A 19,293-nucleotide genomic window follows, 5' to 3' on the forward strand; every position below is an offset into this window, starting at 1 on the left:
CATAGAATTGGGGCGGGATTTTAACAAATCCCACCCCAACTATTGACAAAGAGCCAAAATTCATAAGGCGGGTTGCCGGAAAAATCAGCAATCACACCGTGGGGATTCTCCAGGTAAAAAACAACAAAAATGGGATTGTCGGCTGTATTATACTGGCCTTTCACAATCGGATTAGCCATGCAGGCTTCCTTTACCTCCATATTATCTTCAAAAACCGCCCTGCCGTGGAGACGAAGCCACGCATAAGCGGGATCAGAAACAGATACTTCCACCTCCGGATTAGCCTGCATGTCCTTGTACACATCCTTCTGGTTGTTGGTGCAGAACCACAGCTTTCCATCTTTCTCAAAACAGAACATGAAGGGACGGCACTTTGCTTTCCCATCCCTGCCAACGGTCCCCAGATACTGTACAGGATTTGCCTGTAAAAAATCCACAACTTTATTCATCATAATTCTCATCCTTCCTTTAACTTATTTTTTATACCAGTATTATAAAATGCGTACCGTGCGCCTGCAAGAACGCACTTTTAAGTGGGATAGTCACCTGACAGTGCTATAGTATCTTAAAGATACCATTTGTTTTACAATTATTTTAAGGTATTCTAACATTTTTTGTTGAAAAATCCCAGTAACTCTGTTACAATCCCATTAAGAAGATCTTATCTTAACCAATCATTTAGGAGGGTATTATGGAACAAATGTTATTCTTAGTCCCAGTAGTGGGGCTGCTTGGACTCCTGTTTGCTGTCATTTTAAGACAGCAGGTCGTCAAGGAGGATCCAGGCACTGACAAGATGCGTGAGATTGCTGACGCAATCGCAGAGGGCGCCAATGCATTTCTGGCTTCTGAGTACCGCATACTGGTCGTTTTTGTAGCTGTGTTATTCTTTGTCATCGGTTTCGGAACACGGAACTGGATTACAGCCGGATGTTTCCTTGTGGGAAGCGGATTTTCCACCATGGCCGGTTATCTGGGCATGAACGCCGCCATCCGCGCCAACAGCCGTACCGCTAATGCTGCCCGTACGTCCGGCATGCACCGCGCACTGGCCCTTGCATTCTCCGGCGGAAGCGTTATGGGAATGGCCGTGGTAGGCTTAGGCCTGCTGGGCGTAGGCGTTCTCTACATAATTACAAGAGACGTATCCGTTTTATCAGGCTTCAGCCTGGGCGCTTCTTCCATCGCACTTTTTGCCCGTGTGGGCGGAGGCATTTACACCAAGGCAGCTGACGTTGGCGCTGACCTGGTAGGCAAGGTAGAGGCCGGCATTCCAGAGGACGATCCCCGTAACCCAGCTGTTATCGCAGACAACGTAGGCGACAATGTAGGCGATGTGGCCGGTATGGGTGCCGACCTGTTTGAATCCTATGTGGGTTCCCTGATTTCAGCTCTGACACTGGGACTGGTTTTCTATCAGGAAGCAGGCATTGTTTTTCCGCTGGTGCTGTCAGCATGCGGTATCATTGCCGCAATCATAGGCTCCCTGTTAGTCAAGAGCATCGGCAATTCCGATCCGCACAAGGCATTAAAAACAGGCGAGTACAGCGCAACCGCTTTGGTAGTGGTCTGCTCCCTTATCCTCAGCCGCATATTCTTCGGCAATTTCATGGCTGCCTTTACCATCATTACAGGTTTATTGGTAGGCGTGCTGATTGGAGCTGTCACTGAAATATATACATCCGGCGATTACCGTTTTGTCAAAAAAATTGCCAAGCAGTCTGAAACCGGCTCCGCCACCACCATTATCAGCGGCCTTGCAGTGGGAATGCAGTCAACCGCAGTTCCTATCCTGCTGGTGTGTGTGGGTGTTCTGATTTCCAACAAACTTATGGGCCTTTACGGAATTGCCCTGGCAGCCGTAGGCATGCTGTCCACCACCGGAATCACCGTAGCCATTGACGCTTACGGTCCCATCGCTGACAATGCAGGCGGAATCGCCGAGATGGCCGGTCTGGACAAAAACGTCAGGGATATAACTGACAAGCTGGACTCTGTTGGCAATACAACCGCTGCCATCGGCAAAGGTTTTGCCATCGGTTCTGCTGCCCTTACAGCTCTGGCCCTGTTTGTTTCCTATGCTGAGGCAGTAAAGCTCACCACCATTGACATCCTTAACGCGCATGTTATTGTAGGACTTTTCATCGGCGGAATGCTGACATTCCTCTTCTCTGCCATGACCATGGAATCCGTATCCAAGGCCGCCCATCAGATGATTGAGGAGGTACGCCGCCAGTTCAGGGAAAAACCCGGTATTCTCAAGGGAACTGACCGGCCTGACTACGCTTCCTGCGTATCCATTTCCACCAAAGCCGCCCTTCGCGAGATGTTCCTGCCAGGTCTGATGGCAGTGCTGGCGCCTCTGGCAACCGGTCTCATCCTGGGACCATCTGCCCTTGGCGGACTTCTGACCGGCGCTCTGGTAACCGGTGTGTTAATGGCCATCTTCATGTCCAACTCCGGCGGCGCATGGGATAATGCAAAGAAGTACATCGAGGAAGGAAACCACGGCGGCAAAGGCAGTGATTCTCATAAGGCCGCTGTAGTTGGCGATACAGTTGGCGATCCCTTCAAGGATACCTCAGGTCCTTCCATCAACATTCTTATTAAGCTGATGACGATTGTGTCTCTGGTATTTGCTCCTCTGTTCCTGCAGTTTGGAGGATTAATTTAATCTCAAAGCCAAATTCTCTTTATGGCTATACAACAGTTAATGGGAAGGAAAATCCAAACCACGGATTTTCCTTCCCATTATTTTATTAAAATCCTGTTGATAAGGGGCTGTATCCTGCCCCAGCAATCCCCGACACAATCTCATCCGCCAGCCCGTCCAGAGCCTTCACCACCTCGTCTATCTGCTCCGGCTTCATGTTGTCAATATGGAAGCCTCCGGTGCACACCACCACCCGGCCGGTTTCCCTGCACAGTTTCTCCGCCAGCCTCCGGCACAGGGCCTCGTCCTTGTGGCCTGTCAGGTTCAGTATGGAAGATGTAACGCTTATGGTTCCGTTTCCTGTCAGGGACGGCCTTGGCACTGACTGGACCGTACATCCAATATGCGGCTTGTCTCCTCCTTGTATAAAGGCCAGAATATCCTCCCCTAAAAAAGCAGCGCCTGCCTCCATATAAGAACAGGACAGTTCCTTTCGTCCCCTTATAATCCAGTCCATCTGCGGTACTCCTTTCCCTCGATTCCAAACGGCTCCAGCAGCCTGGAAGCAATATGATATATCATCTCCTCCATATTCTCCGGCCTGTGATAAAAGGTCATCATGGGAGGAATTATTCTCACTCCGGGCATCATGGACAGCTCGTACATATTCCTCAGGTGTATGGGGCTTAAGGGGGTCTCCCTGGCTGCCAGGACCAGCGTCCGCTGCTCCTTGATGGTCACATCCGCTGCCCGCAGAATCAGATTTTCAGCATACCCTCCATGGATTCCGGCAATGGTCTTCATGCTGCAGGGCACAATCAGCATCCCTTCCGCGGCAAAGGATCCGCTGGCAGGCCCGGCTCCAATCTCATCCGGGCCCAGGACATGGTCAGCCAGCCCTTCCACCTGCTCCGCAGACAGGTCCGTCTCCTGGCCTAATGTAAGAACAGCACTGTGGCTCATAATGAGATAGGACTCATATTCCGGCTGTTCCCCTATTAACTCCAGACATTTTACCAGAATGGGCAGCCCGCTGGCTCCTGTAGCCCCTACTATAATCCTCTTACCCCCACGGTTGGCACCCGTGCTTCTCATGAAATCTTCCCCTCATTTTTCTGCTTTACCCATTCGGACGGGTCCAATTCCATGAACCTGGCCCGTACAAAGCGGTCCTTCTGGTCAAATGGGACCGTGCAGTCAAAAATAGTCTTACAAGCAATGCCATGGTCCCTGATGCTCGGTGAAAATGCCGGGTCATTGGACGGGTCCAGAGGATGGCATCTCACCCCCGGAATGGTGATGGTATCCACATCTCCCTGGAACCTTGTGTTCATGGCCCATAGCACATCGTTCATATCAAAACAGTCCACGTCCTCATCTACCAGGAAAATATGCTTCAATTCACTGAAAGCGGAAAAGGCCAGAAGGGCTGCCTGTCTCTGCCTGCCTTCATCACTGGCAACAGACTTCTTAAACTGAAGCACCGCCATGTATTTTCCGCCTCCGGCAGAACAGCAGTATACATTCTGAAGCCGGCCCGGCATGGCTTTTTCCACCATACCGTATATGCTGGCCTCTGTGGGGATTCCAGCCATGGACACGTGTTCCTCGCTGGGCCCGATGCAGGTCTGCATAATGGGATGCACCCTGTGGGTGACCGCTTTGACCTTGATGAGCCAGCACTGGTCGCTGGCCGGCCCTGTATATCCGGGAAATTCCGGCATAGCAAAGCCTGTATGGGTGTTCTGGTCCTCCTTGACTCTCACGTTGGGAACCACCTCTCCCTCAATGACGTACTCCGCATTGGCTATGGCCAGTTCATCCACGGTCAGGCACCGGCACAGTTTTACCGGCTCTCCCCGAAGCGCACCTGCCACCGACAGCTCGTCATACCCCAATGGCGTGGTGGGCGGTTCAAAGCAGGAACCAATCTCAATGGCCGGATCCACTCCGATGCTGATGGAGATGGGAAGCCTGCGGCCCAGCTGCTCCGCCCTCTCCGCCATGGCTCCGATATGTCTGGCACCTGGCGTAAAGAAAATGGACAGCTCATCCCTGCCCTGGATACAGAGCCTGTGGATAGTCACATCATGGGCCCCTGTATCCGGATGGGCGGCATAGCACATGCCCAGAGTAATATATGGGCCGGCGTCATAAGGCGTGTTAGTTGGCGCAGGAACCAGCTTATACAGGTCAAAATCCGGCTCATCAGCCCTGTGCACCACCTGCTGGCAGACCGGTTCCCCCTGGCACATCACAGGTAAAACCGGCTTCTCCACACTGCGGCAGAGCATCTTTCCCAGCTCCTCCGGCTTACAGTCCAAAAGGGCAGCCACACGCTTCCTGCTGGCCAGCACGCCGATGGCAACACTGGCATCGGGATGTCCCTTCACATTGTGAAAAATCATGGCCGGGCCTTCCTTGGTAGGCCGCTTTACCGTACCTCCCGCTCCCACATACCGGTACACCCCGGATAATTGCGCCATTGGCTCAACCTCCACGTCTGTTTCCAGCAGCTGCCCCGGCAGCTCTGCCAATAATTCCAGCGCACTTCTCAAATCCCTGACCTTCTTTGCCATATCATAATCTCCTGTCCGGCGTTTCTTACCATACGCCTGTTATCATTTCTTTTCTCATTGACGGATGTTTCATGCATCGTGCTTCTGTCACACAGCTTCTGTCACACAGCTTTTGTCACACGGCTTATACCTCACATCTTCTATCTCACATCTTAACGGAAAAGGACTGGAGAATCAATTCATCTTATGGTATAATTGTTTCCAAATTGGAATGTATTCACAAAGCAAACCGGAACATATAAAGAACAGGTATGAATCTGAATATGCCCTCTCATATGTCCCAGAAAGAAACGGATGACAGATATGACCTTTGAACAACTGGATTATTTTATTGCGGCCGTTCAATGCGACACCTTTTTGGACGCCGCGGAGACACTTCACATCAGCCAGTCCGCCCTGTCCAAACAAATCATGAAGCTGGAAAAGGAACTGGATATCCAGCTGTGGGACAGAAGCCGGCGCTCCGCCGTCCTGACAGAGGCAGGGCACATGTTCTACGAGGAAGCCCTGAACCTGTCCAAAGAATACCGCAGAACCCTCTTTCGAATCAGCGAATTCAAGGAAAAAGCAGGCCAGAGGCTGTCCATCGGCACCCTCCCCATCCTGTCCCAGTACCATCTCACAGCCATGCTGAAGGATTTTGCAGACAGCCATCCCCTCATCCATGTTTTTCTGGAGGAAGTTGAGGAACACGACCTGCTGCAAGGATTTTCCAACAACGCCTATGACCTCATCATCACCCGCAGCAACATGCTGGACAGTAAAACCCATACCTTCCTTCCATTGGCAGAAGACAGGCTGGTTGCAATCCTGCCTGAAAACCACAGACTGGCAGACAGATCCTGCATCTCCCTGAACGACATTGCCGGAGAGGGCTTCATACTGATGCACAGCTATACATCTATCTACCATTTCTGCATGGACCTGTTCCAGAAGGCTGGAATCCGCCTCCATCTGCTGCGCACAGCCCGCATGGAATCCATTATCAGCGCCGTGGCTGTCCATGAAGGCATCAGCCTGCTGCCGGAGGAAAATTTCAGGCTGTTCCAATATAAAGACATTGTCTCTGTTCCCATAGAGCCCGCCGGCAAACTGTCCATCGGCATAGCCGGAAAAAAGCAGGGACAGGTTTCATCTGCCATGGCCGAATTTCTCCGCTATGCAAAAGGTTATACGCGCTGAACCTGCTCCGGCACCACAGCCCACATACGGACAGGAAGTCCTGTGGCTCCCTCAATAGGAGGGAACACTGCAAACACAATGGCTCCGGCCGCTGGCACCTGGTCCAGATTGCACATGACTTCCACCTGCAGCTTTCCCTTGTCCAGCAGATAGCGCTCACAGGCCAGGTCCCCTGACCGGGCTGCCAGTACCGATGCATCCGTATCCAGCGTTTCGTGTCCGTTGGCAGCCGCGTTCCGCACCTCGTAGATGTATCTCAGTGCCTCCATGGACCACCCTGGAAAATGCTCCCCGCCCTCCTGGTCAAAATTTGAAATAGCGTCCATATCCGGCCACCGCCTGCTCCAACCGGTATAAAGGGCCACAAAAGCCCCATCCGGAATATCCCCGTACGCGGCCTCAAACTCCCTGATGTCCTCAACGGTCACAGCATATTCCACATCTTCTTTCACCTTTTCAGAGATATCAATGACCACCAGGGGAAAGACCATGTCCTTGACGCCGTACTGCTCCGACAATGCCTCCCCCTTGATAAAATGTCCCGGAAAATCAATATGCGTGCCGAACTGCCCCGGAAATTTGAAAGTCTGAATCAGACATTCCAATTCATTCCCCCAGTCATATACGGTTTTTGAAAGTTCCACAGCCCCCTCCGGAATTCCTCCCCAGTACGGGCTGTCGTTGTTGAGCGGGTGGGACAGCTCGACCCAGCGGCACCTCTTAAGCCTCTTTAAATCTTCCCATAATTCATACATATTCCGGTTCCTCCTGTCGTATTTTTGCTTCTTTTGTTAAATTCTAATGACTCCATTATAGCGTGTACGCTGGGTCATTACAAGAAAAATACGCCCACCTTTTATATCACCTTTTATATCATCCCGGAAGCACCGCATTCCTGTCCCCGGTTATACCGCAATCCTTCAGAGATATCTTTATATTGGTAAACGGCAGCGGGATACGGTAATGGTCCCACCGCCAGTTCAGGCAAACAGCCCTGGAATACCCGGCCCGGACTTCAATGAAATTCTTCTTTCCCTTTTCAGCCAGGTAAAATCCCAGGGTTTTCGGAACCCTTCTTGGCCCCAGAGGTCCGTCCATGGCCGCTGCCAGAGTCTTTCCGGGACACCCTGCCTCCTCGATCAGATTTCTCAGAAAATCCCGGCTCCTGCAGCCGTCCGGAACCCTTATGGCCTTTCCATTACAGCGTTCGATTATATTTTCAATGTAATCCCCGCGCCCGTCTGAGGTAACTATGACCGCTATGTCACGTCCCTCCGACAGTCTCCTGAGCAGCAGGTTCATCAAGAAGCTGTCCTCATGCCAGAAACCAATGACAGCGCCCCTGTCAGGCATATCTTTGGTCCATATATCGGGCATCTCCACTTCCAGCCGCACCGTCATCTCAAGCAGCCTTAAATAGCCGTAATATAGACGGCACAAGCATGCCTTTGCCATGTTCTTCATAACCGGCATCCTCCTTCTGTCCTGTCATAAGTCCGTACTGTTCTGCTGCCAGAGCTGCAATCCGTCCGGATTCATACAATTCTGCTGTCTTACGGGCCTCCTCCGACATTCCTGACCAGACCCCCCGTTCCAATACCAGCCGGGCTGCAGCGGCAGCAAAAGCCTCCGGGGCTTCTTCTGTCATATATCCGTTTATTCCCTGTCTGACCACATCCACAACGCCGGAGGCCCTAACGGCTGCTACGGGACAGCCCGCAGCCATGGCTTCCAGCAGCACAATTCCCTGTGTCTCAGACTTGGACGCAAACAGAAAAGCATCTGCCGCATTCAGATAATGCCGCACCCGGGTATTCTCAATCTTCCCCGTAAATACAATCTGGCGGCTGATTCCAAGCATTCGGGCCAACTCCTCCAGATGGCGTCTCTCGGTACCGTCCCCAATTACCATCAGACGGAAGTCCTGCCCCAGTATGTCCCTAAGACGCGCAGTACCCTGAAAAAGAAAATCCAGGTTTTTTTCCTTTTCCAGCCGCGCTGTGGTGGCAAAAAGGTACGGACACCCGTTCCCGTACATATTCCGGATTTCAGAAGAAAGCATCTCATCGTATTGGAACGAAACACGGTCCAGACCTGTGGGCAGTACCGATATTCTGGTTTTTGTACCCTGCTCCAGAAGATGGTCCTTCATCGTGGAGGTTGGGGCAAATACCAGGTCGCACTGATTGGAAAATGCGGTAATTAAGGCCGGAACCAGAATCTCCTTTCCATACCTGGCAATCCGGCTTACCGGATATTCGCCGGAAGCCATAGCCTCATATAACTTAAAATGGTGGAGATATTCCTCATACCGGGTGTGGTAGGTGTAGGCTACCGGTATATTGTATTTCTTTCCCAGATACAGGGCCGTCTGCCCTACCAGCACAGGATGATGGACATGAATCACATCAAAATTCCCCTCCCTGAAAAATGCTTCGATTTTTCTATCAAAACAGTTTCCCAGGATCATCCCTCTGTCCGCCTTTCGGTAAAAAACCTTAAAACGCACCACATCCTTCTCCTGCTCCGCTGACAGCTTCCCTTCCGGTTCAGGAGCAAATACCGTAACCCTATGGCCCAGTGACCTTAATCCTTCCGACAGCCGTTCAATGGAAATCGGCACTCCTCCTATAAATGGTTTGTAATTGTTGGTAAACATTGCAATATTCATGGGGCCTCCTTCTATGATAACAACTGAAACACATGGTCGCCCATCACATATCCGGCTCCAATCAGGAAAAAATTCCAGACAAAAATGCCAAGGGCTGAACTTATGGTATATTTAACAAAATTCATCCGGATGACACCGGCAGGAATAGAGATAATGGTACGAATCATGGGAATCAGCTTGCTGATGAATATTCCGGCTGCTCCCCTGGTCCTGAGCAGTTCGAAGTTCCTTTGGATAACCGGTTCATGTTTGGGAAAACGTTTCAGATAACGGTCCAGAAATAAGTCCCCTCCCATCCGTCCGATTCCATATAAAATCCAGCTTCCCAGAAGTCCGGCCGCCAGGCCAAGGGCCATTACCATGAAAAAACTGATCTGTCCTCTGGCTGCCCATATGCCTGCAAGCGGCATAATGATCCCGGCCGGGAATCCCGGAAGGTTCATATATTCCAGCAGTATGATTACAAATATAAAAACAGCTCCATATCTCAGAAAGTATTGTGTCAGCATCTGAACATCCATATGTGATTCCTCCTAATGGACCATATCATAAATCAGGAATCTAAACTTGCCCTCCAAAAAAAGCAAAAGGATTTCTAAAGAAGTTATAAGTAATTTCCTATACCCCATAAAATTATGGGGATAACTTCTCCATACATTTTCGTGTTAGAATATTTTTAACAAAACACAGCCTGATTTCACAAAAAAATCATGCACTATATACTCTCTCATGGAACCGAAATGAAAAACCCAGAGAAAACATCACAAAAAAACCAATTGCCAGACACTTTAAAAGGAGGATTTTTATTATGGAAGTGAAGAATCAAAACAAAAGTATGTACCATTGGGTAATCCTGGTCTGCTGCATCCTGACCCTGATGTTTGCCTACTCCACACGGTTTGGATTGGCCCAGCTGTTTACCACGCAAATCATTAAAGAGACCGGCTTTGCCACCAGCGCTTATTTCCTTTCAACCACAATTGCCAGTATCATCTGTGTATTTACCGGACCCATCGCCGGAAAACTGTTAAGGGGCAGATATATGCGTCCCACCTTCGTTGTCTGCGTCATCGGTACCATGGGCTTTTATTCCTGCTACGGTTTCTGCCACGAGCTCTGGCAGTTCTATCTGGTGGGCGCCCTTCAGGGATTCTTTGCAATGGGAGCCTGTACCATACCTGTGACCGTCCTGATCACAAACTGGTTTGAAAAGAACCGCGGACTCATGATCAGCATAGCCATGATGGGAATTAGCCTGGGCGGAACCTTTCTCAGTCCGTTTTTGTCCTGGACCATCGGAATGTTTGGCTGGCGCAGGGCCTATTTCATCCTGGGGGCTGTAAGCCTGTGCGTGCTGATACCCATTTCTGCCTTTATTGTCAGACGTTCCCCTGAAGATGTGGGGCTCTTCCCATATGGACATGGAGAAGAAAGTTCCGGTAAACATGGGAAAAACAAAAGCGTTCCGGCAAACAGCTGGAACGCCACACTGAGTGAAGCCAGGAAAACACCGATTCTGTGGATGTTTGCAGCCGGCGGATTCCTGATTTATTTTACATCCTGTATCATGGGACACATGAGCTACTACCTGCAGACCACTGGTTTTGACCCTTCTTCCATCGCAGCCTATATCTCTGTCTATTCCATTGTGGCTCTCGCGGGAAAGCTGGTTCTGGGGCATATGTTTGACCGTTTCGGACCCAAGGGAGGCATTCTCTTTGGCTGCGGCACATTTTTTATCTTCCTCATCTGCTTCATTATGGTTCAGGGAGGTCCCCTCATGCTGTATCTGTCAGCTGTTTTCTATGGATTTGGCACCTGCACGGCTACTGTGGCCATTCCCATCATGACCACCAGTATTTTCGGTTCAAAAAACTACAGTGAGATTTATGGTTTTATCTCCGCCTTCACCATGACCGGCGGCGCCATCGGCAGTTCCGGCATCGGCCTGGCATACGATATCACCGGCTCCTATAAACCTGCTCTGACCATCCTTGCCCTGCTCACTGTCCTGACTATTGTAATCATGTTCATATGCATCAATCTCAGTCAGAAACGCGTGGAAAAGCCGGCAGATAAGTGTGTGCAGATGCCGGCATAGAATCTGCCGTTCCGGCACAGAGTTCATCCCGCCTTATTTCTCCAGTCTTTCAATCAGCCGTTCCAGCACTGCCCTGACAGCCGCCGGGTCCTTTCGTCCCGGCGGTACCCTGCGCCATCCCTGTTCCAGAGTGGTATAGGCCGCGCCGCAGAGTGTGGGTTCCCGGCACAGTCTAAAACCCTCACAGTCCATCTGCACCATCCAGGACGTTCCCCTGCACCAACAGTTCATGGCAGGAAGACGGATGTCGTCAGCATCTGCGGCCAGAAACAGACGGTAGGCCGGAAACGCTTCCAGGCGCAGGGCCAGTTCCCTGAGCCCTCTGGCATAATGGGCCGGTGAAACCACCACCTTTCTTTTCCCCAGAAGGGACAGGCTGGTGCTGATAAAACAGGTGTCTGCCCTGTGTTCCATTTCTCCCAGCTGCAGAATCTGGATAAATTCTCCCTGTCCGCCTGTGAGCTGATTCTCCACCAGGCCCCGCAGCTGTCTGTTGATTTCCCTTAACCGGGAAGCTGCTGCACCTGTTATCTCATTATCCCTGAGAATATCATCAAACAGCTGTTCTCCGGCGCTCATGAAAGCCGGCGCCGGAAGATAGGAAAACAAAGTCTCACCGGCTCGCCCCTGTTCCCGCAGCATCCTGGCCGCCTCTGCACCCAATCCCATGGAAAGGTCTGAAAACATGGGACGGCAGCTGGTGAGAACCATCTCCACCACATTTCTGTGCTGAAGTATGGAATACGCATCCGTGTAGACCGTGGCGGAGGTCTGTTCCGGTGACATGGACATACCTGCAATGCTCATGGCATGCTCCAGAATAAAAAAGGAAAACCAGTAAATGTTCTCATCATAATACTGGTGATAATACCACCGGGCATTGCGATGGAATATAAGGGGACTGCACAGCTGAAAAAATGCCACAAACTTGTCGACCGAAACAGAAAAATGCAGGGCCGCCTTAAAAACAAATCCCCGGTCCAGCAGCCGGACCATCCGTACCACCCATTCCCTGGCATAAGCAGTATCCTCCAGCAGCCATCCGGTCTGCTCCGAATCCACATAAAACAGCTCTCCCGGCGTCTCCATGGCCTCTGCAATCTCCAAAAGATCGGAAATGGCCTGACGCCTTCCCTCTCCGCTGGTATATATGGCAATCTCCGCTGTACAGAGTGCCTCAGCGCGAATGGTAAATGCCTTTGGCACCGTAAAATGCCGGTCATTCAGCACGCGGTAAAGCAGCTCTTCTGTTCCCGACGATCCGCCAGTTCCTGATATACCCTCTGTCCCCCATATCCCCTCCGCCTCTGACAGGCTGCCGTCCCCCCTCTTTCCCCTCTCTCCTTCTTCCCTCTTTGGTTCCTCCAGAGGAACCAGAGAGCGGAGAGCATCCGTCAGGGCCATGGGGTTCTGCTCCAGCAGCATCCTGCATACCTCATCAAAATATACGGACTTAGCGCTGAGCCGTCTGCTGCCGCTGCGCCATTTGCTCACAAGGCTGGCGTCCACATGAAGCCTTCTGGCCAGGGCTGCTGTGGACAGTCCCAGGCGGTCCATCAGATAACCCAGCGTAGATAATTTTCGTTCTGTCATGGAAATCTCCTCCTCTAAAACATCCCTTTCATGGAAGCAGTGTAACCCGCGGGACCACCGGCAGTATCACCCACAATTCCGCAGACACTATTACCGGCAGCATCCCTTACAGTATCACCAGAAGCATCGCTTACAGTATCACCAGAAGCATCGCTTACAGTATCACCGGCAGCATCCCTTACAGTATCACCGGCACCTCCTCTGACAGACAGCTGTCATGGTACCGGCACTGACAAAGAGGCCAAACCCCTTTTCAAACAAAAAATCCCTTGTTATACTATAGACATATCAGCAAATTGCACAAAAGTCAATAAATATTAAGAAAGTTATTGGCCAAAATAACAATCTTTTTTAATAGGTCTGGTCCGGAACAGACCCGTAATCTGAACAACAAAACTGTATATCAAAGAAAGGGGTACGCAATTCATGGCAGAGAATAAGGACTATAAATATGTAGACCACTATGATTTTAATGAGGAACTTCTTAAACAGGCTTTTGCCGAGGCCCGCAGGATTTACAAGGAGCGGGGCTTCATGCGCAAGATGGGCTTTGGAAAGGCTCCCGCCATTACCACCGTAGATATGGCCAGGGCCTGGATGAGTGAGGGACACCCGTTTACCTGCGACCACTCCGAGGAAGTCTGCGCCAATGCATTAAAGGTATTGGAAGCCGGCCGCAAATCGGGCGTTCCCATCTTCCACACCACCACCGGATACATAGGAAAACAGCAGTGGGATCTTCCCCGCTGGGATGAAAAGATACCTATGAGCGCCCTGGATATCAATTCCGAATGGCTGGAAATCGACCCCAAGCTGAAACCGCGCCCTGAGGAGCCGGTTATCCATAAAAAATATGCTTCCAACTTCTTCGGGACCCATCTGGCCCAGACCCTGAATTTCCTGGGTGTGGATACGGTGATTGTCATGGGCGCCACATCCTGTGCCTGCGTAAGGCATACGGTCATGGATTCCACCGGATACGGCTTTAAGACCATTGTTCCGGAGGGAACTGTGGGCGACCGTGTTCCGGGCGTTATTGAGTGGAACCTGTTTGACATGGAAGCCAAGTTTGCCGACGTGGTGCCGGTGGAGGAGGTCGTCAAATATCTGGAAGGAATTGATTCCAACGTCTATACCAAGCATGAGCGTTCACTGGATTAACCGTTAATCCGCCAGGCCAGGTTTTACTAAATATGATGCGCCGGTCCCCATTGTCAGGAATCGGCGTATCCCAGGTCCATGAAAGGAGCTTATATGAGCCTTCTAATAAAAAATGGAACCATTTTGACCGCCGCCAGTGAATTTACAGGTGATATCTATATCGAGGGTGAGACCATCCGCCAGATTGGAACGAATCTGAGCGTAAACGTCAGCCGGACCATTGACGCTTCCGGGAAATACGTAATGCCGGGAGGAGTGGATGAACATGTCCACTACGGTTCCTTTGGCGGACGCCTCTTCGAGACAGCGGAAGCGGCAGCAGCAGGCGGCACCACCACCATTGTGGACTTTGCCCCCCAGGAAAAGGACGTACCGCTTCTGGACGCCATACGGCGGCAGGCAGCCAAGGCAGAACACACTTCCTCTGTGGACTTTGCATTCCATGCTGTCATCATGGACCCAAAGGAATCTGTATTTGAGGAAGTCAGGCATCTGCCGGAGGTGGGCGTGGCCACACTGAAACTTTTTATGGCATACAAGGGCACTGCATTTTACTGTGATGATGAAGCCATACTTAGCGCCATGATGAATGCAAAGGACGCAGGCGTTACCATGATGGTCCACGCTGAGAACGCGGACATCATAACCATTCTGACCCGTTATTACCTCAGCCAGGGCAAGACTGCCCCGGTTTACCACTACTATGCCCGTCCTCCTATTGCAGAGGAGGAAGCCACAGGCAGGGCCATTGCCCTGGCAAAGGCAGCGGACTGCCCCCTTTTCGTGGTTCATGTCAGCATACGGGAAGCCATGGAGGCCATCAGGAATGCTCACAATGACGGCTGGCCCATTTTCGGGGAAACCTGTACCCATTATCTGACTCTGACCACAGACTGCCTGGATAAACCGGGCTTTGAGGGAGCCAAATACATATGTTCCCCGCCGCTGCGTCCCCAGGAGCATGTGGACGCCCTCTGGCAGGCCGTGCGCGAGGGCTGGCTGACCGCAGTTGGTTCTGACCACTGCGCCCTGGACGGAGGATATGAGGGAGCAAAGAAAAAAGGCACCAACTTTTCCAATGTCCCCAACGGCTGTCCCGGAGTACAGGATCGGCTGGCCCTGCTGTGGACCTACGGTGTATGCACCGGAAAAATCACCCGCCGGAAATTCGTGGAGCTTTTTGCCGCCAATCCTGCCAAGGTGGTGGGACTGCCCAACAAGGGAGATCTGCGCATTGGCGCTGACGCTGATGTGGTAATCTTCGACCCTGAATGGAAGGGAATCATCACCAACAAAGACAGCCTTCACGGTATTGACTATGAACCATTTGAAGGATTTGAAATCCAGGGCCGGCCCCAGCAGGTCTTTCTGCGCGGCCGGCTGGTGGCCGAAAACGGCAGGTTCGTAGGCGAACGCGGCATGGGGCGCTGGCAGAAATGCAAGCCCTATGGTCTGTGTTATGACTATTATCACAAATAAGCGTCCCCGCATATATCCATATGCATAAAAGGTGCGGCAGTGTCACATGAAGTTTCCGTGATACTGCCGCACCCTTTTTATCATTCACACCTTGACCCGGCCTCTGGCTTACGCCTTAACCGGACCTCACTTCTTCGGTTTTCTCCGCAACTTTAGTTCAATCCCCTGCTCCCCTGCCCTTTCCAGAAAAAGTGTTTCCGCCCGTTTGGCCTTTTCCTTTAGGGAGAGCCCGTCCCCGGCTTCTGCTGCCAGAACCTTCATTACGTCCCTTATATCCTGCAGCGTTAGCAGATTGACCGCCTGGCAGTATAATGTTTTCTTTCGCCCATCATTATAATTCTCCAACAGCATCTCCAGGTGCCGGGACTTTTCCATCTGCTCCTCATTATAACGCTCCACTCCTATTTCCTCTGCCCGTTTCATGTCTTTGAACCGGTTCCTGTGTGTGATGAAGGAATCATATTCATCAATTCCCTCATATATGTCACAGGGAAACGAACGGCACTGCCAGCAATACTCAACCCCCGGGTGCTGTAAGCTGCACCTTGCCATTACGCATGGCTGGTTGCCCTCCCCGCCCCCGCAGCCAGGACAGTATTTGCCCAGATACATGGTGCAGAGTCCGCAATTAAGCCCGCACAGGGACAGCAGCCTGTTCTCACGTTTAAACCCTTTCATCCCTCTCCTCCTTTTCCCCATTCAACCGTTTTCCCCAATTATACCATTGATTCCATCCGTCTGCCATCCGTCATGTTAATATAGCGCTAAAAATTCGTTAAATTATTGTTAATACAATTTTCGTTATATGACAATAATTTACTCTCAAATATTAAAATTATCCAGTGATTATACACAATTTTGTCGATATAATAAAACCCGGTTACATGTTCTGCAGACATTGACATACATAAATAAAGAGAGGGATTGGAAATGGTGAGTGTTTTAATGAAAAAGCTTGCAATTGCAGCTGTGGCCGGCGCTGTCATGGTATCGGCTTCCGGATGCAGTCTCGTTTCCTCAGGCAAAAGGATTATCCGCGTGTCCCACGCACAGTCGGAAACCCATCCTGAACACCTGGGAATGCTTGCATTTAAGGAATATGTGGAAGAACATCTGGGAGATAAATATGAGGTGCAGATATTTCCCAATGAAATTCTGGGGTCTGCACAGAAGGCAATCGAGCTGACCCAGACAGGAGCAATTGATTTTGTCATTGCAGGTACGGCAAATCTGGAGACATTTGCGGATGTCTATGAGATTTTCAGCATGCCTTACCTTTTTGACTCCGAGGAAGTGTACCGGTCTGTGATGGAAGACACAGACTATATGGAAAATATATACAAGTCCACGGACGAGGCTGGTTTCAGGGTGGTAACCTGGTACAATGCGGGAACCCGTAATTTTTACGCCAAGACTCCCATCAACACGCCGGACGATTTAAAGGGCAAGAAAATACGTGTACAGCAAAGCCCGGCCAGCGTGGACATGGTCAATGCCTTCGGCGCTGCCGCTGCTCCTATGGGATTCGGCGAGGTATATACAGCCATCCAGCAGGGCGTTATAGACGGTGCAGAGAACAACGAGCTGGCCCTGACCAACAATAAGCACGGCGAGGTGGCCAAGTATTATACATACAACAAGCATCAGATGGTACCGGACATGCTGGTTGCCAACCTTAAGTTTCTAAACAGCTTACGTCCTGAGGAACTTCAGGTATTCAAGGAGGCAGCGGCCCTGTCCACAGAGGTGGAATTAGTGGAATGGGATAAAAGCATCAAGGAGGCAAAACAGATCGCAGCCCATGATATGGGCGTAACCTTCATCGAAACAGATGTGGAGGCTTTTAAGGCAAAGGTACTGCCCTTACATCAGAAAATGCTGGAAAACAACCCGAAAATCCGGGACTTTTACCAATATATACAGACCGTCAATGATTCCAGGAAAGGAGACCATTAAACCATGGACACAATGCATAAGTTAAGGGCAGCCATCATGAAGATACTGGGTGTTGTCATTACCCTTCTGTTTATCCTTATGACCCTGGTTGGCACCTATCAAATTGTGACGCGCTATTTCTTCAACCGCCCCAGCACCATATCCGAAGAGCTTCTCACCTACTCCTTTACCTGGATGTCGCTCCTGGCCTCCGCCTATGTATTCGGCAAGCGGGACCACATGAGGATGGGATTCATGGCAGACAAGCTGACCGGACCGGCCCGCCGGTATCTGGAGGTTTTCATCGACGCGCTCAGCTTCTTCTTTGCAGGGGTTGTCATGGTATACGGCGGCATCTCCATCACAAAGCTGACCATGATACAGATTACGGCATCCCTGCGCATCTCCATGGGATGGATCTACATCATTGTTCCCATTGCTGGCCTGCTGATTATGGTATTCAGCGTCATGAACGCAGCAGATATGCTGCACAAAGATTTCAGTGAACCAGGGGAGGCAAAGGTATGAGTATAGCTGTATTTTGTGGTCTTGTGATTTTCGTTCTGCTGGCAGTAATGCTGTTAGCAGGTGTTCCCATCGCCATTGCCCTGGCGGTATCCTCCATCTGTGCCATTCTTCCGGTGCTGAACCTGGGGGCTTCTGTTCTTACGGGCGCTCAGAGAATTTTCTCCGGCATCTCTGTTTTCAGTCTGCTGGCCATTCCCTTTTTCATCCTGGCCGGCAACATTATGAACAAGGGAGGCATTGCCATCCGCCTAATCAACTTTGCCAAGCTGTTCACCGGCAGCATTCCCGGCGCCCTGGCCCACACCAATGCCGTGGCCAACATGCTCTTTGGAGCCATTTCCGGCTCCGGTACAGCGGCTGCTTCTGCCATGGGATCCATCATCGGCCCCATCGAGGAGGAGGAGGGATATGACAGGGACTTTTCTGCGGCAGCCAACATTGCCACAGCTCCCACCGGCCTTCTGATTCCCCCCAGCAATGTAATGATTACCTTTTCCCTGGTCAGCGGCGGCACCTCCGTGGCAGCCCTTTTCATGGCAGGCTATATTCCGGGCATACTCTGGGGACTTGCGTGCATGGTGGTCATTTACTTCTTTGCCAGGAAGAAAGGATACCGCAGCACCAAACGTTATACAGGCTCTGAGAAGGTGAAGGTATTCTTCCAGGCCATCCCGTGTCTGTTCATGATCATCGTTGTCATTGGCGGCATCATTTCCGGCATTTTCACGGCCACCGAAGGAAGCGTGGTAGCCGTGGTATACAGCATGGTCTTGTCCATCTTCTTTTACAAGTCCATCAGGCTGAGGGAGCTGCCTAAGATTTTTCTGGACAGCGCAGAGATGACAGGCATTATCATCTTCCTTATCGGAGTATCCAGCATCATGAGCTGGGTCATGGCCTTTACCGGCATCCCCACCGCTGTATCGGAGGCCATGCTGGGAATCAGCACCAACCGCTATGTGATTCTTTTTATTATCAACATTCTGCTGCTGATTGTGGGAACCTTTATGGACATGACGCCTGCCTGCCTTATCTTCACCCCTATTTTCCTTCCCATCTGCCAGGCGCTGGGCATGAATACCATACACTTTGGAATCATGATGATATTCAACCTCTGCATCGGCACCATCACTCCTCCGGTGGGAACTACACTCTTCGTGGGAGTAAAGGTGGGAAAGACAAAAATAGAACAGGTTATACGTCCTCTGCTCTACTACTTTGGCGCTATCTTTATCGTGCTGATGCTGGTATCCTATATACCGCAGCTGTCGCTGTGGCTTCCGGGACTCATGGGTTATGTATAAAACAGGTTATGCATAAAACATTATATATAACATGTATCAAGGAATGGCCGCGCTGTGAGACATCGCATCACAGCACGGCCATTCCTTTTATTCTTATGAAATTCAGA

The 19,293-nt window shown here is 51.0% G+C and carries 18 protein-coding genes; 8 read left to right on the top strand and 10 right to left on the bottom strand.

Annotated elements, in window-relative coordinates; genetic code table 11:
* Positions 1-20: 20 nt before the first annotated feature.
* Positions 21-449: a pyridoxamine 5'-phosphate oxidase family protein gene (locus LI015_RS06765; protein ID WP_227124457.1), complete on the bottom strand. Its 429-nt coding sequence runs from the start codon at positions 447-449 to the stop codon at positions 21-23.
* A 242-nt stretch (positions 450-691) separates the two neighbouring features.
* On the opposite strand from LI015_RS06765, the gene LI015_RS06770 reads away from it, so the two are divergent.
* Positions 692-2,674: a sodium-translocating pyrophosphatase gene (locus tag LI015_RS06770; protein WP_002564863.1), complete on the top strand. Its 1,983-nt coding sequence runs from the start codon at positions 692-694 to the stop codon at positions 2,672-2,674.
* A gap of 85 nt (positions 2,675-2,759) precedes the next feature.
* Here the strand turns inward: LI015_RS06770 and LI015_RS06775 are convergent, their stop codons facing one another.
* Genes LI015_RS06775 through LI015_RS06785 form a run of 3 tightly spaced genes read right to left on the bottom strand, consistent with a single transcriptional unit; the run spans position 2,760 to position 5,232 of the window.
* Entirely contained in the window at positions 2,760-3,170 is a 411-nt protein-coding gene (locus LI015_RS06775) for a prenylated flavin chaperone LpdD (RefSeq protein ID WP_002572595.1), read from the bottom strand.
* A complete protein-coding gene (locus tag LI015_RS06780) occupies positions 3,155-3,748 on the bottom strand; it encodes a UbiX family flavin prenyltransferase (RefSeq protein WP_002572596.1) in 594 nt (197 codons plus the stop codon). The genes LI015_RS06775 and LI015_RS06780 overlap by 16 nt, the downstream gene beginning before the upstream one ends.
* On the bottom strand, positions 3,745-5,232 hold the full coding sequence (locus LI015_RS06785) for a UbiD family decarboxylase (protein WP_119204540.1): 1,488 nt from the start codon (positions 5,230-5,232) through the stop codon (positions 3,745-3,747). Before LI015_RS06785 ends, LI015_RS06780 begins: the two co-directional genes overlap by 4 nt.
* A gap of 303 nt (positions 5,233-5,535) precedes the next feature.
* Here LI015_RS06785 and LI015_RS06790 point away from each other — a divergent pair, with 303 nt between their 5' ends.
* Positions 5,536-6,414: a LysR family transcriptional regulator gene (locus LI015_RS06790; RefSeq protein WP_119204593.1), complete on the top strand. Its 879-nt coding sequence runs from the start codon at positions 5,536-5,538 to the stop codon at positions 6,412-6,414.
* Here the strand turns inward: LI015_RS06790 and LI015_RS06795 are convergent.
* The 4 genes from LI015_RS06795 to LI015_RS06810 form a co-directional block, all read right to left on the bottom strand.
* Positions 6,402-7,169: a cyclase family protein gene (locus tag LI015_RS06795; RefSeq protein WP_002564876.1), complete on the bottom strand. Its 768-nt coding sequence runs from the start codon at positions 7,167-7,169 to the stop codon at positions 6,402-6,404. The two genes, LI015_RS06790 and LI015_RS06795, sit on opposite strands and share 13 nt — an antisense overlap.
* Before the next feature lie 118 nt (positions 7,170-7,287).
* Positions 7,288-7,878, bottom strand: a complete 591-nt coding sequence (locus LI015_RS06800; RefSeq protein ID WP_002572599.1) for a hypothetical protein — start codon at positions 7,876-7,878, stop codon at positions 7,288-7,290.
* Positions 7,817-9,085 (bottom strand): glycosyltransferase, encoded by a 1,269-nt coding sequence (locus LI015_RS06805; protein ID WP_117626165.1) that lies wholly within the window; start codon positions 9,083-9,085, stop codon positions 7,817-7,819. Before LI015_RS06805 ends, LI015_RS06800 begins: the two co-directional genes overlap by 62 nt.
* A gap of 11 nt (positions 9,086-9,096) precedes the next feature.
* A complete protein-coding gene (locus LI015_RS06810; RefSeq protein WP_002564879.1) occupies positions 9,097-9,606 on the bottom strand; it encodes a DedA family protein in 510 nt (169 codons plus the stop codon).
* 287 nt (positions 9,607-9,893) lie between these two features.
* On the opposite strand from LI015_RS06810, the gene LI015_RS06815 reads away from it, so the two are divergent.
* Positions 9,894-11,186: an MFS transporter gene (locus LI015_RS06815; protein WP_227124352.1), complete on the top strand. Its 1,293-nt coding sequence runs from the start codon at positions 9,894-9,896 to the stop codon at positions 11,184-11,186.
* A 33-nt stretch (positions 11,187-11,219) separates the two neighbouring features.
* Here LI015_RS06815 and LI015_RS06820 read toward each other — a convergent pair whose 3' ends face one another.
* Complete coding sequence (locus LI015_RS06820) at positions 11,220-12,779, bottom strand: hypothetical protein (RefSeq protein ID WP_117626163.1); 1,560 nt, start codon at positions 12,777-12,779, stop codon at positions 11,220-11,222.
* Between the two features lie 426 nt (positions 12,780-13,205).
* Here LI015_RS06820 and LI015_RS06825 point away from each other — a divergent pair, with 426 nt between their 5' ends.
* Together LI015_RS06825 and hydA are read left to right on the top strand one after the other, a co-directional pair.
* Positions 13,206-13,940, top strand: coding sequence for an isochorismatase family protein (locus LI015_RS06825; RefSeq protein ID WP_002564882.1), 735 nt, complete (start codon positions 13,206-13,208; stop codon positions 13,938-13,940).
* A 93-nt stretch (positions 13,941-14,033) separates the two neighbouring features.
* A complete protein-coding gene (gene hydA / locus LI015_RS06830; RefSeq protein ID WP_227124353.1) occupies positions 14,034-15,419 on the top strand; it encodes a dihydropyrimidinase in 1,386 nt (461 codons plus the stop codon).
* 126 nt (positions 15,420-15,545) lie between these two features.
* Here hydA and LI015_RS06835 read toward each other — a convergent pair whose 3' ends face one another.
* Positions 15,546-16,097: a DUF3795 domain-containing protein gene (locus LI015_RS06835; protein WP_227124354.1), complete on the bottom strand. Its 552-nt coding sequence runs from the start codon at positions 16,095-16,097 to the stop codon at positions 15,546-15,548.
* A gap of 252 nt (positions 16,098-16,349) precedes the next feature.
* Between LI015_RS06835 and LI015_RS06840 the strand changes: the two genes are divergently transcribed.
* From LI015_RS06840 to LI015_RS06850, 3 genes are read left to right on the top strand one after another with little or no spacing between them, the layout of a single operon-like run.
* Entirely contained in the window at positions 16,350-17,375 is a 1,026-nt protein-coding gene (locus LI015_RS06840) for a TRAP transporter substrate-binding protein (RefSeq protein WP_002572603.1), read from the top strand.
* A 3-nt stretch (positions 17,376-17,378) separates the two neighbouring features.
* Positions 17,379-17,882, top strand: a complete 504-nt coding sequence (locus LI015_RS06845; protein WP_002564886.1) for a TRAP transporter small permease — start codon at positions 17,379-17,381, stop codon at positions 17,880-17,882.
* The gene (locus tag LI015_RS06850; RefSeq protein WP_002564887.1) at positions 17,879-19,186 is read left to right on the top strand and encodes a TRAP transporter large permease; all 1,308 of its coding nucleotides are present in this window, start codon (positions 17,879-17,881) and stop codon (positions 19,184-19,186) included. The genes LI015_RS06845 and LI015_RS06850 overlap by 4 nt, the downstream gene beginning before the upstream one ends.
* Positions 19,187-19,293 lie beyond the last annotated feature (107 nt).

This window comes from Enterocloster sp. 210928-DFI.2.20 (assembly GCF_020554465.1).
GTDB classification, from domain to species: Bacteria; Bacillota; Clostridia; order Lachnospirales; family Lachnospiraceae; genus Enterocloster; species Enterocloster bolteae.